This window comes from Gemmatimonadaceae bacterium (assembly GCA_035633115.1).
In the GTDB taxonomy this organism is placed as follows: Bacteria; Gemmatimonadota; Gemmatimonadetes; order Gemmatimonadales; family Gemmatimonadaceae; genus UBA4720.
The window spans coordinates 147,621-163,200 of record DASQFN010000111.1 but is presented as its reverse complement, the minus strand read 5'-3'; the positions used below and the strand labels follow the sequence as shown (position 1 = coordinate 163,200).

Here is a 15,580-nt window from a genome sequence, read left to right as displayed (position 1 = left end):
GTACCTCTCAGTTACTTGGCGCAAGCGGATCTCGAGTCAGGGAGATGTCTACAGCCTGCCTCTCGGCCTTGCATCCGACCTCGACGCTCTTCGGGTGGTAGCCCACAGCGTAAACAACGAGCGCAGGCGACCCGGCACACGCGTTATACGAAAGTGTGTAACGCCCCTGTGAGCTCGTGCGGGTGGATTGCAGGTCTTTTCCGACGAGACCATAGCTGCCACCAAAGTCCCTCACGCTAACGTCAGCGCTGGCGATCACACCTCCGGTTGCCGCTTCTGTGACAGTCCCATCGAAGAGTAGGCTCGTTGATTTCGGGCCGGTGCTGTCACAGCCGAGCAACAGCAGGAAATACGCAAGTTTGAGTGGCGTACGATACATGGCGTCTGGTTGAGAGAACGGCGTACGCCACAAGCGCCAAGATGCTGCCCCGCTTCGGCAGCACAGGGTGCGGGCTGGTGTGTACGTCCCGCGTCCGAGGAACTGGTCCTCGCGTCAAGATAGCTCTGGCCGGCATTTGAGAGCAACGCCGGGGTGGACAACCGCGCGATTTCGTCCAGAGTTTGTTCCGTGGACATATCGAAAAGCTGCGTGAACCAACGCAGGTCACGCCCCATCCTGGCTCATTCGGGCGACCGACCCATCCCGATATCTTCACCACCGTGATCCCGTTTTCCATCCCTGCGAATCTCGCCTCGTCATGCGCCAGGTCCCCGGTACGCGCGACTTGGCTCGACGTGATTCCGCGCGTGATCGGTGAGCTGACAACCCGGTGGTCGCTGAAGATCGCGCCACCTTTCGAAGGCGACGACGTGAGCTGCGCGTGGGTCGCGCCCGCAACGCGACGCGATGGCACTTCCGTCGTGCTCAAGCTCGGCATGCCGCATTTCGAAGGCGAGCAGGAGATTGCGGGACTGCGGCTCTTGAAGGGCTATCCGACAGTTCACCTGCTCGAGGCGGATGAGAATCTCAACGCGATGCTTCTCGAGCGATGCATACCCGGAACTTCATTGCGAGCCCTGGCTGAGCCTGAACAGGATGTGATCATCGCCGGATTGCTCAGGCGATTCTGGCGACCGCCTCCGTCAAATTCGACGTTCGGTCATCTCTCCGAGATGCTGACGCATTGGAGTGAAGAGACAAGGCGTAACGAAGCGCGATGGCACGATGCAGGGCTCGTGCGAGCTGGACTCCGCACGTTCGAGGAGATGGGAGTCGCGGCAGCATCCGACGTCTTGCTTGTGACAGATCTCCACGCGGGAAATGTTCTCAGGGCGGAGCGCGAGCCGTGGCTCGTCATCGATCCCAAGCCGTTTGTCGGAGACAGAGCCTACGACGCCACGCAGCATCTCCTCAACTGCCGTGAGCGCCTTCGATCGCGACCGGACGAAACCATCAAGTCCGTAGCAGATCTACTCGAGGTCGATCACGAGCGCGTCTGGCGCTGGACATTCGCCCGTCTTGCCGCCGAGCCGCGGGACAATTGGGATGATGAATCAACCGCGCTGGCAAGGATTGTCGATCGCCAGCGCTGACGATTACTCCGGGAAGGCCGCGCCCACTCGCTCCTCGAGCGCGGTAACTTCCCGCTCCGCCTCGCGCAGCTCGGCAAGGCCGCTCTCCAGCTTCGCCCGCTCAGTCTCGAGAAACCTCTCGTAAGGAGCGATCACCTCGAGCAGCTGCCGCTCGTATTTGCCGAGTTGCTCTTCGAACTTGGCCTTCAACAACGCAGCAAGGTCCTCGTTCAGCTTCTCCACCTTCGTCTCGAATTCCTTTATCAGCTTCCGCCGCCGCGCGGGAATCAACAGCCAGCCGGCGATTGCGAATACAGTCGCCGTAAGCACGCCAGTCACGTCGAGCGCGGCCGTCGTAAAAGCGGCGACGAGTATTCCACCAAGACCGATCGCGAGAACGTTCACGCCGAAGGCGCTCATCACCGCCTCCTTCACCGACTCGGTGATCTGCCGCGCCTCCCTCTCGGTGTCGAAATCGCTTAGCCGCCGCTCCACGGGCTCACGCAGCTTCGCGAAGAGCTCTTCTCTATTGTATTGGAACTCGGTGTCGCCATGCGCGGCTAGCGCGCCCGATGCACGGAGCCGGGCGGTATGCGCGTCGAGCTCCGCAAACACGGTGCTCCAGAGCTTGAGGTTGCGCTGAACAGTCCAGTCAACCATGCGGTGGACGACGTTCTCGATCGCCTGCGGAGTCTCCTGAACGACTTCCAGACGAAACCGGTTCTCGACAGCGTCCTTGTTGCGAAGGAAGTTCGCGTTTCCAATCCTGATCGTCCGCTCGAACCATGACCTCCCTCGCCGCTCGAGCTCGTAGAGAACGTTCCGAACCTCGATGAGGTAGCGCTCGGAATCCGTTCGCATCTCCTTGGTGTAAGCCTCGAGCTGATCGCGAATGGAGCGTAGAACACGCGAGTCTTCGTCGACGACTTTGAGGCGGGTGTCGAGCGCAGAAACGTTGACCTTCAGGACGTGCCGCAACACGCCAAGCGGACTGAGAAGCTTGAGTCGCACGCGCTCGGTCTCACGAAGTGTCTCCATGACGTACCGCTCGAGCGCCGGGTACTCGTTGAGTGGGTCGGGAATTGGCGCGCCACCCAGCGCGGGCGCCGAGGGGTTCTTCGAATCGGTCGCGGACTTAGCAGCGAGCTTCGCGCGAAGCGCAAGCAGCGCGCTTATGAAGTAGATCGTCGGAGACGAAGCACCGAGCCGAGCAGCGATTTCCTTCGTCAGGTACTCGCGCACCCGCTTCACCTGGTCATCGGAGTTACGGCGATCCACTCCGTTCACGACGAAGACGACCTTCTTTCCCCATTGCCGGATATGAGCGAGGAAGTCGAGCTCGCTCGCCGTCAACGGTTGGAGCAGGCTGGTCACGAACAGCACCAGATCGGCTCTCGGCACGAAATCGCGCGTGATTGCCTCCTCCATCCGCTCGATGGAGTTGGTTCCCGGAGTGTCGACAATGTCGAGGTCACGCAGGACCTCCAGCGGATACTGGTAGAGGTGCATGTTCTCGCCGAGCGATTCCGGCGGTCCCGCCTTACCGTAGCGCAGAATGGAGATCGTACGTGTGGTCGGCAGATCTCCCATGGCGAACACCTCGTCGCCGAGGAGCGCATTGATGAACGTGCTCTTGCCGCTGTTGTACTCGCCCACCACGACGAGCAGGAACAGCTCGTCCATCTCGTTGACGAGTGAGCCGAGCCGCTCGAGGTCGGCGCGTGAGCCGTCGGCTTTCGCGAGTATATCGCGAACGCGGAGCACGAGCTTCCGCTCGAGCGCAACCAGCTCTCCCTGCTGCCGGGTAAGGACCTGTTCCAAGCTTTCAGGCCTTCATTGAAATGAGGAATGGGAAGGTGCGACTTCCAGCGCGATCATTCAACTCCCGTTCCCCCTCGGGCGAGTCGTGTTATCTGACTGCAAGCCAGTAGCTGATCTTGAGAGCGAAGAAGTTATCCCCTGAAGCGTCGAAGGAGTCGAACAGGTCGCCCGGACGAACCAGTCGCACCGCACGATCTGCACTCCGGTCCTGCTGCCAGACGACGAACATCGTGCTGCCGGGACGCCACTCCCACCGGAAAACCACGTTGCTCCGGAACGACCGAACGTTGAAGTCGGGGTCGAACAGCGTAAATGTCTGACCGTCAGCGGTGACGGTCCGCGTTCCATCCGCGTTTTTCCGGATGCTCGTGCCGGTGCCCTCTGCACCGTAGATCCTAAGCTCTCGCGCTCGCGCCGCCGGAAGCTCGTCAAACTCCTGATAAGTGCCGCTCGAAGCAAATGGCTCCGCGTACGTCTCGAGAGTGAGCCGCGGGGTGAACGTGTAATTGAGTCGGAGCCGGGCGGCTACTTCGCTGCGATCGACATGGGCAAAGATGTACCGTGTGCCGAATGTCTCCGTCGGGCCTCCACCGAGTGAGGTGACGAACTGCTGCGATGTCTTTCCACGGACCCACGATGGGTCGAAGCTGAGCTCCCATTGCGTGCCCGGCCGATACGAAAGGCTGAGCTCCAGCTCGCGGTCCCACCCTCCTGTCTCGTCCCTGGCACTTTCCACCTCGAATCCCCAGCCGTTCCGCGCACCTGCACGATTCTGCAACTTGATCTCCGCCCTGTAGCCTTTCGGTGTTCCCATCAACGGACCACCTCGTGTCAGTGCGTCGGAGAGCGAACGAGGGGCCCACTCAAAATCACTGCTGAAGCGCCAGAAATTCCTGAACGTCGCGTTGCCGAAAGCAAACGCTTCCGCACTCGTGCGGGTGCCGTCGAAGCTCCACTCGCCTTCAGCGCCGACTCCGACCACGTACGACCGATACCACGCCCGCGGAGTCGTCTCCCGATAGCGGATCCGGGCGACGCCGCCGCGATCGTCGACGCTGCCGAATGCGCCGATGTCGTTCGGCTCGAGGCCGGGGCCTTTCTCCCAGTAGTCGACGTCCCAGAGCCAGTGCTTCCCGGAAAGCTTGCTGTGGCTGAGTCCCCTGATCGTTCCGCTCATCGACCTGCGCGACGGGTCGACTTCGACGTGAGACGCATCGGGACGCTGCCAGTACCGGCGCGATGACAGCTGCTGCCGGAGAATTGCGAGCGAGTCGCCGCGAATGTGAGTGACTCCGATGTACGCGCGGGCGTCGTACATACCGCCCGCCCACCGGAGCCGGCTGTCGAAGATTGCCGAATACGCCGATTTCACGAGCAGCGCGGACAGCGGCGATCCGGCGTCGAGGCCTCGCTGCACCATCGTCACGGTTCCGCCGAACGTCGAGCGGGTTTTGCCGAATTCCTGTTGCACACTGGCCACTGCGTAACCCGTCATCGGCGCGATTGTCGCCGTGCCGAAGTCCGCTGATGCTGCATCGTAGGTGCGCACGGATTCGCGACCGGTCACTGCCGTGAGCGCTCCAATCGAAAGACCGGACGGAAGCCTTCCCGTCAGCTTCGCTGCGCCGAGGATTGTCGTGTTGTCGAGTCGCTCCTGGTAGTCGGTATCCGCGCTGCCGGGAGGAGCCGCGCCAATGCGCCGGGAGTAATAGAAGCCTCTTCCACCGAACAGCTGTGACCCCTCGAGAAAAAACGGCCGCCGCTCATCGAAGAACGTCTCGTAGGCGGTGAGATTGACCTCCGCCGGATCCGCCTCGACCTGCCCGAAATCGGGATTGATGGTAACATCGAGCGTGAGGTTCGGCCCCATGCCGATCTTGAGGTCTGCGCCGGCCCGTATTCCCGCGTCACGTTTTTCCGCGAAGGGGTCGGCTGGATCGGTCACGTGAAGGAACCTCGAGTCCGCGGCCACGTACGGAAGAATCTCGATTCGGCGACTCGGCTCTATGCCGCGGATTCCTGTGAGCGACGCCATTCTCGACGACCAGCCGGTTTCGTTCCTGCGCACGAGCACGTAATAGCTCTGCTCGTTCGTTTCCGGCACGACGCGGGAGATATTCACGCCCCAATCCTGAACGTCGCCTGGATTGAAGCGCAGCTGAGTGAAGGGGATGCGGATCTCCGCCGTCCAGCCGAGCGAGTCGATCCTTGTTTCCGTTTCCCACACTGCGTTGTAGTCGTAATTGCGCTCCGACTCGAAGTCCTCGCCGTGGAAGTAGTCGATAGGTACGCCGGCCGGTGTTACGGAAAAGGTGTAGGCGGTGCGCCGGTCCCGATGGGTGTCGAGAGAGATATTGATCTGCTCCGAGCTCCCTTCGCGATCGCGTCGCGTCACCAGTGCCCGGATGTCGCTTGCTTTGCGACTGTACATCCTGGCGCCGATCCAGAGCGCGCTCTCGTCGTACGCAAATCGCACTTCGGTGCTGTCTGCGGCCGGCGCTCCTTCATTCGGCTCGCGCTGGAGAAAGCCTCGTGCGGCCGGAGCTGTTCGCCACACGTTCTCGCTCAATCGACCGTCGAGCTGTAGCGCCGAGCTGGTAACGCGTACTGCCTCGATGCCCTGCGCGCTCACCGCCGATGGCAGCAAACACACCAGAAACAAAACCGAAACAACGAGTCGCGCAGCCAGATCTCGTATCCGTTCCGCCAGTCGCGGATCGCCAATCTTCTCGGCCACCGCGGGAAACGACCCTGTCGCGCCGGTCCAGAGCAGCTCGTCTACATCGCGAAAGAGCGGCGCATTGGTTCGGAGCGTCGCCAGATCCTTGAAGAGGATCACACGCTCGCGATTCGGTCCCAGTACGGCTGCGGGGAAGTCTTCTATGTGACCGTGCCGCGTGATGAGACTGATGGCCGTCTTCGGACCACAACCCGCGAGTCCGGGATATCCGTCAGCGGAATCGCCTACGAGGGCGAGGTAGTCCGCAATGAATTCGGGGGCGACGCCGAACTTCGCGCGGACACCCTGCTCGTCGCGAATGTTTCCGCTCTTCCGATCAACTTGCACCACCCGCTCTCCGACGACGCACTGAGCGAGATCCTTGTCCGGCGTCCAGATGCAGACTTTTTCAACGCGCTCATCCTGCGCCGCGATGTGCGCAGCAGAAGCAAGGGCATCGTCGGCCTCGAGCTCCACCATCGCGAAAGTTGTTACGCCCATAGCAACGAGCGATTCCTCGAGGGGGATGAATTGCGAATAGAGCACGGGCTCGATGCCCTCGCCGGTCTTGTAGCCAGTCCATAGATCGTTGCGGAAGGACTCGATCACGTGATCCGTTGCGACAGCGATGTGCGTCGCACCCTCTTCTATCATCTTCGCGACTGTGCGCAGCACGCCGACCACTGCGCCGAAAGGTGGATCGACCTTCACGCCGCGGCGGATTCCGTAGAAATGACGGAAGAGCTCGTACGTTCCATCGAGAAGGTGGACGATCATGCGTAGTGGTCGAGGATCCCGTTGGAGCGTGTCACGGACGAGACTATATTCGCCCGGCGCGGCTCCCTAAATTAGCGCCCGGGCACAATCTATCGTGGGACGCATGTCCCTAAAGGCAATCGCTCTTCCTTCACGAAGGCACCCATGGCCGACGACGTCAGTCGCCTGTACGCCGCACTTGCGGACCGTTACGAGATAGAGCGAGAGATCGGACACGGCGGGATGGCCACCGTGTACCTGGCCCGTGATCTCCGCCATGCTCGCGTCGTCGCTATTAAAGTCCTCAACCGCGAAGCCGGTCAGGCGATTGGAGCCGACCGCTTCATCCGGGAAATCTCCATCGCTGCGCAGCTTCAGCATCCGCACATACTGACGCTGATCGACTCGGGCGACGCGGATGGCTTCCTCCATTACGTCATGCCGTACGTCGATGGAGAGTCTCTCAGGTCGAGACTCTCCCGCGATGGCGCGCTGCCCGTTTCGGAAGCCACTCGACTTTTCCGCGAGATCGTTGACGCGCTGGCTCATGCCCACCAGCACGGCATGGTTCACCGCGACATCAAGCCCGACAACGTGATGATCTCGAATCGCCACGCACTCGTGCTCGACTTCGGTGTGGCGAAAGCAATGGGCTCCGCGAGTGCACACAACCTCACGGCAACAGGCATGTCGCTTGGCACTCCGGCGTACATGGCGCCGGAGCAGGTCACGGCCGATGAGGACGTGGACCAGCGGGCCGATATCTATTCGGCCGGCATCGTCGCGTACGAGATGCTCGCTGGAAAGCCTCCGTTCACGGGGAATTCGCAGCAGGTGATGTCGGCACATGTGGTGACTGCGCCGGAGCCGCTCTCAAGCGCGAAGCCGTCGGTGCCTCCTGAAGTCTCGCGCATAGTAATGAAGTGCCTCGAGAAGCAACGGGAGGCGCGCTATCAAAGTGCGGCCGAGCTGCTGACCGAGCTCGAAGCTCTTGCGACCCCAACCGGGACCTTCACCAGCGGCAGCTCGGCAAATGGCAGATCGTCGAATGCCAAACGCCTTATTGCGGGAGCTGCGGCCGGTGTAATCCTGGCAGCCGGAGCTGCCTACGCACTCACATCCAATTGGCGTCGCGAACGGTGGGTGCGCAGCGAAGCAATGCCGGCAATCCAGCGCCACATCGAAGCTGGCGCGAACGACAGCGCGTTCGCGCTCGCAATGCAGGTCGTGGCTGTGAACCCTCGTGATTCCGTTCTCGGATCACTCTGGGCGCGGTTCACTCGCAAGGGAGTTTTCCTGACCCAGCCCGCAGGTGCGAAGGTCTACCGCGCACTTTTCAATGACACGACGCATTGGGAACTGGTTGGCACAACTCCCACCGACACGGTGCGGCTGCCCAGCCAGCCGTCGATATCGAGAATCCGCATTGAGATGCCGGGCTATAGAACGGTGAATCGGGTGATGGTCGTACCCGCGGGCACGATCGTGCTCGACGCCGCGAACGCACCCAATGCGGAAATGGTGCGCGTCACCGGCGGAAACTTCCCGGGTGCCCTGCCTGGTCTCGATGCGCTCGAGCCGATAGCGCTCTCAGACTTTCTCATGGACCGCCACGAGGTCACCAATCGCCAGTACAAGGCGTTCGTGGACGCCGGAGGTTACGCGAAACCGGAGTATTGGGAGCATGAATTCGTGAAGGACGGCCGGCGGCTCAACTTCGCTGAGGCAACGGCGCTTTTCATCGACAAAACGGGCCGACCCGGCCCCTCCACCTGGGAGGCGGGAGATTTTCCTTCCAGCCAGGGGGACTTCGCGGTTGGCGGCATCAGCTGGTACGAGGCCGCCGCTTATGCGAAGTTCGCCGGCAAGTCTCTCCCTACTCTGTATCACTGGGCGCGCGCCGCGACTTTGCCGATCAGCGCCTACATCGTTCCGGGCAGCAACTTTGCCGGTCAGGGCCCCGCGCGCGGAGGAACTACAGCCGGCATGAGCGGATTCGGGGTGTTCGACATGGCGGGGAACGTCCGCGAATGGTGCTTCAACGGTGACAGTCAGAATCGATTCATTCTGGGCGGGGGATGGAGCGATGCGACATACCTGTTCAACGACGCGTTCACTCAGCCGCCGTTCGACCGCTCAGTGATAAACGGGATTCGACTCGTGAAGTACCTGAAGGACGAGCCCAACCTTCGCACTGCGATGCAGCCGGTCGCACGCGCCTACCGCGATTATTCCGCCGAGAAGCCGGTGTCGGACGCGGAGTTCAGAACTTTCCTCACGCTTTACGACTACGACCCTCTTCCGCTCGAAGCGAAGGTCGAGGAAAGGGACAATGCCGACGCGAACATGTCCCGCGAAAAGGTCACCTTCGCGGCCGCGTACGGAAACGAGCGCGTCACGGCTTACATTTTCCTTCCGAAGGGACGTAAGCCACCGTATCAGACGATCGTCTACTTTCCCGGCTCCAACGCGATTCACACGCGGTCGAGCACCAACAATCTCGAGATCAACCGGATCGACTTTTTCCTGAAGAGCGGAAGAGCAGTCATCTATCCGATCTACAAGGGGACCTATGAGCGCGGCGACAGTCTCAAGAGTGATTACGCCGACGAGACGATCTTCTATCGCGACCACGTCCTGATGTGGGCGAAGGATCTCCGGCGTTCAATCGATTATCTGGAGACACGGCCGGAGATCGACTCGAAAAAGCTGGGATATTTCGGTGTCAGCTGGGGCGGCTACCTGGGCGGGATCATGCCGGCAGTCGAGCCTCGCCTCAAGACAGCTATTCTCTATGTGGCCGGACTCGAGATGGAGCGCCCGCGGCCGGAAGCAGACCCACTCAATTTTCTTCCGCGGGTTCGAGTCCCCGTCATCATGCTCAACGGGAAGTACGATCACTTCTTCCCGCCGGAGACGTCACAGAAACCGTTTTTCCGACTGCTCGGCACTCCTGCCGATCAAAAGCGTTACGTGCTCTATGAAGGCGGGCATTTTGTTCCAAGAACACAGCTCATTGCGGAGTCGCTGAGCTGGCTCGACAAATATCTCGGACCGGTGCGGTGATGCGAACTTCCCGTCCGCTCAAATCTGGGACTGCTTTCCTCTCCCGGTTGCTTCCAACGTTGGCCTGCGCGTCCGTAGCGGGATGTATGGCGACGGGCTCCGGGCGTACCGGGCCGAGCTGCGAGTACGCCGGACTCGAGTCTATTCCTGCCGACAGCCCGCAGTGCGTAGCCCCAGCACCACCACCGCCGCCGCCGCCGCCGCTTCCGATTTTCGCCGGCGGAGAGGGTCCGATCGCTGACAGCGTAACGACTCTTCGCGTGCATTACGCCACGGACAGGTCACGCCTGCCGGGCAACATCGTTCGCTACGGCCGAGCACGCGGCCGATTGGAGTACGGAGTTCTCGATGTGTCGATCCCGCCTGGACATCGTCCGGGCGACCTGGAATCCCCGTCGTGGAAGCGTCTGGAGTTCCACTTCAATCCCCGAAAGCACGTCATGCTTCACCAGGTCCGCCCGCTTTCGCAGGCAGCGATGTTCGGCAGCCTCGCGGAAGCGGTGAAAGGGGTCGATAGTCGCGAGCTGTTCGTGTTCGTGCACGGCTTCAATGTCTCGTTCGACGATGCGGCGCGCCGAACCGCTCAAATCGCGTTCGATCTCAACTTGAGAATCGTTCCGGTCATGTACAGCTGGCCCTCGCAGGCGCAAACGTGGGCCTACACGGTAGACGAGGCGTCGATCGAGAAAACCATACCGAATCTCCGATCGTTCCTGGAGCAGGTCGCAGCGAAGAGCGGAGCGAGCAAGATTCATCTGCTCGCCCACTCCATGGGCAGCCGCGGGCTGGTGAGGGCATTGGAACAGATCGCGCAGAGCCCGCGTCCGGTGATGTTTCACAACGTCATTCTTGCTGCACCCGACATCGATCGGGATGTCTTCATCGAGCAGATCGCGCCTCGGCTGCGCCGTTCGGCGCAGCGTGTCACGCTTTACGCGTCGGCAAATGATGAGGCCCTCAAAGCCTCCCGCAAAGTGCACGGCGCACCGCGATTAGGCCAAGCCGGCCCGTCACTGACGATACTGAGAGGAATGGAGACGATCGATGCTTCGCGGGTCGACGGAGACTGGCTCGGTCACTCGTACATTGCCGCGAACAAGCAGATACTCGACGATCTCTTCTCCGCGACCGTCCTCAACAAGGCGGCGCAGGAAAGGAATCTTCGCGGCGCCAGCCGGAGAGGCCTTCCCTACTGGATTCTACCCTGACCGTCGTCGCGCGCGACGCCGCGCGCGCAGGCCGACGATCAGCGCGACCACTCCCACCGCGAAAGCGACTACGTATTTCGTGTTACGGCCCCAGATGCGCGTGATCACTTGCGTCGACCCATCCGGGCGTGCCAGGCGAACGCGAAGGTAAGGGCCGATACCAAGATCGCCGAGGATGCCCAACGGCGCGCGCGGATGCTCCAGGGTGTACGCGCCGTCTGCCGTTGCAAGCACGCCTGTCGGTGCCCAGTACCCGCAAGTGCTCGTTACCGTGCTCACGTTCGGTCCATCGATCCTGAGAACACGCTGCCCTGAAAAATCCGCGACGTACACTGACCCGTCCGGTGCAACGCTGGCTCCCATCAGATCCTGATCCCACTGAAACTCCGTTAGTGGCGGAGTGAGGGTCTGAGCGGTCCCGTCGGGTGTGAGTCGCCGGAGTCGCGCGCCATCGACAAGAAGTAGTGAGCCGTCCGAAAGCCAGGCTATTCCGTCGACGCCGCTGAATCGCACATTCCTTCCGTTTCCGTCTGCATGTCCTTTCAGTCCGCCGGCTACTGTGTCGATAACACCGGCCGGCGAGCGCCGGACGACGAACAGCCGCCGCTGATCCACTGGGAGTGCGGGTTCATGCGGGCTCATTGAGTAGATGGCTCCGTCAGCGGCGAGCAGAAACGGCTGCAGGTCGAGAGGCAGCCCTCGTGTTTCCGGAACGAATGCCGTCGAGCGGCCTGTCATATCGAGGCGCCACACACTTCTTATCGGCGCGGTTAGATGAACGTGCGTACCATAGATCGCACCGTCCGCTCCGACGGCAAGAGCGTGTGAGTGAGTCGTACGTCGAACCGGCACTGCTCGGCCATCGGCGTCGATGCGCCAGACAGTATTTGCCGGAATGTCGGTGACGTAGATGCGCCCGCTGGCATCGCGCACGATGCCCCAACCCTCGTGCCCTTTCGCTTCCGCTGGCGCTAGGAAAGTTCCCGAAATCGCGCCAAGCACAGCGAGGAAGCGAACGGCTTTCATTCGGTCACGGCCTCTGCGGCCGACCGCTACCTCCGTCGACGACGAACTTGATCGATCCGTCAGGTTGCCGCTTCCATATACTCAGGTACTTCGAGAAGAAGACATCGTTCGGTCCCGCGCCTAGCTGAATTTCCGCGGTGCCCACGGTTGCTCCGAGCTCGCCTGACGCGGCGGCAATCGTGATTAATGGACGCCACACCCATTTCGCTTTTCCAGCGGCGCCTTCCCCGAGGCGGGCGCGAATCGCTTCCGGACCGATGTTGAGCTCGCCTGTGCCGGCGAAAGTCATTCCGTCGGGCGCGCTGTAATGGTAGAACGCGGCCGGTGCTCCGCTGTCGATTGCCATCCGCGCGAATGCGATGTCGGCTGCGGCAAACGGGTCTTGCGGAACCTTGGTTGGGCTCAGAGTCCCGGGCAGAGCAGCGGGGATTTTCACGCTGTCGGGGTTCACTAGTCCTATCTGCGCGTGCGCCGTCATTCTCCAGCCGGTGGGAGCAGCGCGTCGCCAGACGCTGATGTATCGCGCGGAGCCCACAGGCGCACTGCTATCGCCGTACCGCGACGTCGCGCCGAATGTGACACCGAAGTTCCCATCCCTCGAGACAAGAATGCTGAGCGCTTGCCAGCTCACTCGAACGCCTGGCTGTGCAGCGAGCAGCTGCTGGATTCCGGGGCGTCCGGATACAATCGGAGCCGCGTCCCAGAGGAGCACCGCGTCGTCAGTCATTGCAAGAGGAAGCGCTGCGGCGATACCGGTCTTGAATGCGGCGGTGCTGGCCGTCTCGTCGGCGGCGCGGAGTGCTTCGCGCCATGCACGCGCGTTGTCAGCGGGGCTCGCCTGGGCATTCGCTCGAAACGCGAAGGCGCCGAGCAGCATCAGTGCCGTGCCGAACATCGACTGAATCTTCATTGGAATAAGTTGGAATGCAGCGCGGGCGTAGTCGAGGGTGACAGCCTCCCCTGGTGAGGCTACCTTCCCCCTCACATGGCCCCCCCCGATCGCGGGAGCTTCTCACCCATCGGCCGAATGCTTCTCGCCACGGCCGCGGCAGTCGCTGTGCTCGCCGGGATGCGAGTAGCCGCGCCGATCCTCGCGCCGGTAGTGATCGCCCTCGTCATTACGATCGCCTGGAGTCCTGCGGCGGAATGGCTGCGCGAACGTGGTGTCAATCCAACTCTGGCGGCCACCGCGGGAATCGTCGCTGGATTAGTCGTGCTCGGATTGCTCGTGGCGCTCGTCTGGATCTCGCTCCTCCAGCTTCAGGACAAGCTTCCGGAATACCAGCCAAAGATCGCCGCATTGCAGGCAACGCTCACCGAGAAGCTGCGCATCATTCCGATTGATTCGAGCCGCATCTTTTCGGTGGAGACCTTCCAGCCCGGCAATCTGGTTGGGTACGCCGTCAGGATCATCCGGCGTCTCACCGAGACGGCGGGCAATCTGCTCATTCTTGCGCTGCTGATCGCGTTCATGATGCTCGAAGCCATCGGCTTTCCCGCCAAGCTTCGTTCAGCATTCGCATCGAATCCTCCGGTGCTCGAGAGCTTTCACAAGCTTGGCGAGGGGATCAAGAGCTACGTGCTGATCAACGCGGTGTTCGGGCTCGCTGCAGCGGTTGTCAATACCGCTCTGCTTCTCGCCCTCGGCGTCGACTTCGCTTTTCTCTGGGGAGTTCTCTCCTTTCTCCTGAGCTTCGTCCCCAACATCGGGTTCATTATCGCGCTCATCCCGCCCGCGCTTCTCACGTTGATAGAGTTCGGGTTTGCGCGCGCCTTCATTGTTCTGGGCGGTTACACCCTCATCAACTTTCTGGTGGACAACGTCATCAAGCCAAGGTTTGTCGGGCAGACCCTTGGCCTTTCGCCGCTGATGGTGGTGCTCTCGCTGCTTTTCTGGGGATGGCTGCTCGGGCCGCTGGGCGCCTTGATCGCGATTCCACTGTCGATTGGTTTGAAGCTCCTGCTCGAGAGCTTTGAAGAGTCGAGATGGATGGCGGAGCTGATGAGCGATCGCCCGTCAGGCTCGAATGAACCCTCGGGAGATGTAACGCCGTAGGTAAATCGGACCCTCGCCACAAGAGGAAGGACGATTACCTATGAGGCTACTCGCACCAGCTTCCCTGCCCCGCGCGGTGTTCACCATCACCGCTTCCGCTATCCTGATTGTTCCGGCCCTGTTGATGAGCCAGACGCCGAAGACGCGAACTCCCGGCGCCCCACTTGTTCCGGCCGACAGGGTGAATGGGTGGAGGTACGACATCGCGTTCTGGCTTGAACAGCTCCGGAAACAGCACTACATCTACAAATCGAAGCCGCTTCCTGCGTCGTTGGTCAAAGCGGCGGCGGATCTCTCGCGGAACGTTCCGAGGTTCAGCGACGAGCGTGTGCTTTTCGAGATGCAGCGGCTCGCCGCGCACGTCGGCGACGGTCACACGTACGTCCTGCCCCTCGGCGCCGAGCGCGTTCGCGGAAGCGTGATTCCACTCCGCTTCTATCTGTTCTCGGACGGGCTTTTCGTCATCGACGCCAGCGCCGGCCACGAGGGATGGATCGGCAGCAAGCTGATATCGATCGGCAACACCTCGTCGGCGGTCATCCTCGAGCGGATGAAGCCCGCAATCAGCGCCGACAATCGTTTCGGCTATCGCTGGATCGGACCGCCTTTCCTCAATCTCCGCGGCGTGATCGAATCGGTTGCCGATGGAGTAACATCCGACAGCATTCCGGTCACGCTTCGTGATCGTGCGGGACGCCTGCACAAGCTGAAGTTCGCAAGCGGACCTCCGCCAAGGATGCAGGGAGTGCCTAAGCTCATGGCGTCCAGGCTTCCGGGAGCTCCTGCGCCACCGATCTGGTTGCGGCAAGTGGAAAAGAATTTCTGGATGAGTTCTCTCTCCGACGGAGCATTTTACGTACAGTTCAACCAGGTGAGGGATGGCGACACGGAACCACTCAGTCAGTCAGGCGCGGCGCTCAAGCAGGAGCTTACCGCTAAGCGGCCAAGCCGCGTGATTCTCGATGTCAGGCACAACAACGGCGGCAACTCGTACCTGTATCCGCCCATCATCGACGCGCTCACTACATGGGAGCGAGACGTTCCGTCGGGAAAGCTTTACGTGCTCACTGGCCGCAACACGTTCTCCGCGGCGCAGAACTTCATCGCGCAGCTCGACCGGCGCACACGCGCCGTATTCGTCGGCGAGCCGAGCAGCTCGAAGCCAAACTTCGTGGGCGAAGAAAACAACCTCGCGTTGCCGTGGAGCGGCGCGATGGTGAGCATCTCGAATCGGTACCACGAGAACATCCCCGGCGACAAACGCGAGTGGATCGAGCCTGACTTGAAAATCGAGCTCAGCTCGAGCCAGTATTTCGCGAACAGGGATCCAGTGCTCGAGCGGCTCGTGGGGCGCGCTTCTCTCAGATAGCCGAGCGGTCAACTTGACCTCGACCGCGTCGATCCTTACGTTGCGCG

Annotated in this window: 10 protein-coding genes; 5 read left to right on the top strand and 5 right to left on the bottom strand. The window is 61.5% G+C overall.

Translation table 11 applies throughout. From position 1 onward, the window contains the following. Positions 1 to 7 precede the first annotated feature (7 nt). Positions 8 to 379: a carboxypeptidase regulatory-like domain-containing protein gene (locus tag VES88_15615; protein ID HYN82916.1), complete on the bottom strand. Its 372-nt coding sequence runs from the start codon at positions 377 to 379 to the stop codon at positions 8 to 10. A gap of 281 nt (positions 380 to 660) precedes the next feature. Here VES88_15615 and VES88_15610 point away from each other — a divergent pair, with 281 nt between their 5' ends. Then, positions 661 to 1,533 (top strand): aminoglycoside phosphotransferase family protein, encoded by an 873-nt coding sequence (locus VES88_15610; GenBank protein ID HYN82915.1) that lies wholly within the window; start codon positions 661 to 663, stop codon positions 1,531 to 1,533. A gap of 3 nt (positions 1,534 to 1,536) precedes the next feature. Here VES88_15610 and VES88_15605 read toward each other — a convergent pair whose 3' ends face one another. Together VES88_15605 and VES88_15600 are read right to left on the bottom strand one after the other, a co-directional pair. Further along, positions 1,537 to 3,333, bottom strand: a complete 1,797-nt coding sequence (locus VES88_15605) for a dynamin family protein (GenBank protein HYN82914.1) — start codon at positions 3,331 to 3,333, stop codon at positions 1,537 to 1,539. Between the two features lie 88 nt (positions 3,334 to 3,421). Continuing rightward, positions 3,422 to 6,829, bottom strand: a complete 3,408-nt coding sequence (locus tag VES88_15600; GenBank protein HYN82913.1) for a DUF5916 domain-containing protein — start codon at positions 6,827 to 6,829, stop codon at positions 3,422 to 3,424. 144 nt (positions 6,830 to 6,973) lie between these two features. Between VES88_15600 and VES88_15595 the strand changes: the two genes are divergently transcribed. Both VES88_15595 and VES88_15590 read left to right on the top strand, forming a co-directional pair. After that, entirely contained in the window at positions 6,974 to 9,874 is a 2,901-nt protein-coding gene (locus VES88_15595) for a protein kinase (GenBank protein ID HYN82912.1), read from the top strand. A gap of 86 nt (positions 9,875 to 9,960) precedes the next feature. Next, on the top strand, positions 9,961 to 11,082 hold the full coding sequence (locus VES88_15590) for an alpha/beta hydrolase (protein ID HYN82911.1): 1,122 nt from the start codon (positions 9,961 to 9,963) through the stop codon (positions 11,080 to 11,082). Here VES88_15590 and VES88_15585 read toward each other — a convergent pair. After that, positions 11,074 to 12,108: a hypothetical protein gene (locus tag VES88_15585; protein HYN82910.1), complete on the bottom strand. Its 1,035-nt coding sequence runs from the start codon at positions 12,106 to 12,108 to the stop codon at positions 11,074 to 11,076. The two genes, VES88_15590 and VES88_15585, sit on opposite strands and share 9 nt — an antisense overlap. Before the next feature lie 4 nt (positions 12,109 to 12,112). Further along, positions 12,113 to 13,003, bottom strand: a complete 891-nt coding sequence (locus VES88_15580) for a DUF4440 domain-containing protein (GenBank protein ID HYN82909.1) — start codon at positions 13,001 to 13,003, stop codon at positions 12,113 to 12,115. Between the two features lie 90 nt (positions 13,004 to 13,093). Here VES88_15580 and VES88_15575 point away from each other — a divergent pair, with 90 nt between their 5' ends. After that, positions 13,094 to 14,164 carry an AI-2E family transporter gene (locus VES88_15575; protein HYN82908.1) on the top strand — a complete coding sequence of 357 codons (1,071 nt, stop codon included), beginning with the start codon at positions 13,094 to 13,096 and terminating at the stop codon, positions 14,162 to 14,164. A gap of 40 nt (positions 14,165 to 14,204) precedes the next feature. After that, positions 14,205 to 15,533, top strand: coding sequence for a hypothetical protein (locus VES88_15570; protein HYN82907.1), 1,329 nt, complete (start codon positions 14,205 to 14,207; stop codon positions 15,531 to 15,533). Positions 15,534 to 15,580: the final 47 nt, after the last annotated feature.

Bases quoted from the DNA above. Each gene is read 5' to 3' on its own strand.
- VES88_15615 (HYN82916.1), bottom strand. From the start codon at position 379: ATGTATCGTACGCCACTCAAACTTGCGTATTTCCTGCTGTTGCTCGGC.
- VES88_15600 (HYN82913.1), bottom strand. From the start codon at position 6,829: ATGATCGTCCACCTTCTCGATGGAACGTACGAGCTCTTCCGTCATTTC.
- VES88_15595 (HYN82912.1), top strand. From the start codon at position 6,974: ATGGCCGACGACGTCAGTCGCCTGTACGCCGCACTTGCGGACCGTTAC.
- VES88_15590 (HYN82911.1), top strand. From the start codon at position 9,961: ATGGCGACGGGCTCCGGGCGTACCGGGCCGAGCTGCGAGTACGCCGGA.
- VES88_15585 (HYN82910.1), bottom strand. From the start codon at position 12,108: ATGAAAGCCGTTCGCTTCCTCGCTGTGCTTGGCGCGATTTCGGGAACT.
- VES88_15580 (HYN82909.1), bottom strand. From the start codon at position 13,003: ATGTTCGGCACGGCACTGATGCTGCTCGGCGCCTTCGCGTTTCGAGCG.
- VES88_15575 (HYN82908.1), top strand. From the start codon at position 13,094: ATGGCCCCCCCCGATCGCGGGAGCTTCTCACCCATCGGCCGAATGCTT.
- VES88_15570 (HYN82907.1), top strand. From the start codon at position 14,205: ATGAGGCTACTCGCACCAGCTTCCCTGCCCCGCGCGGTGTTCACCATC.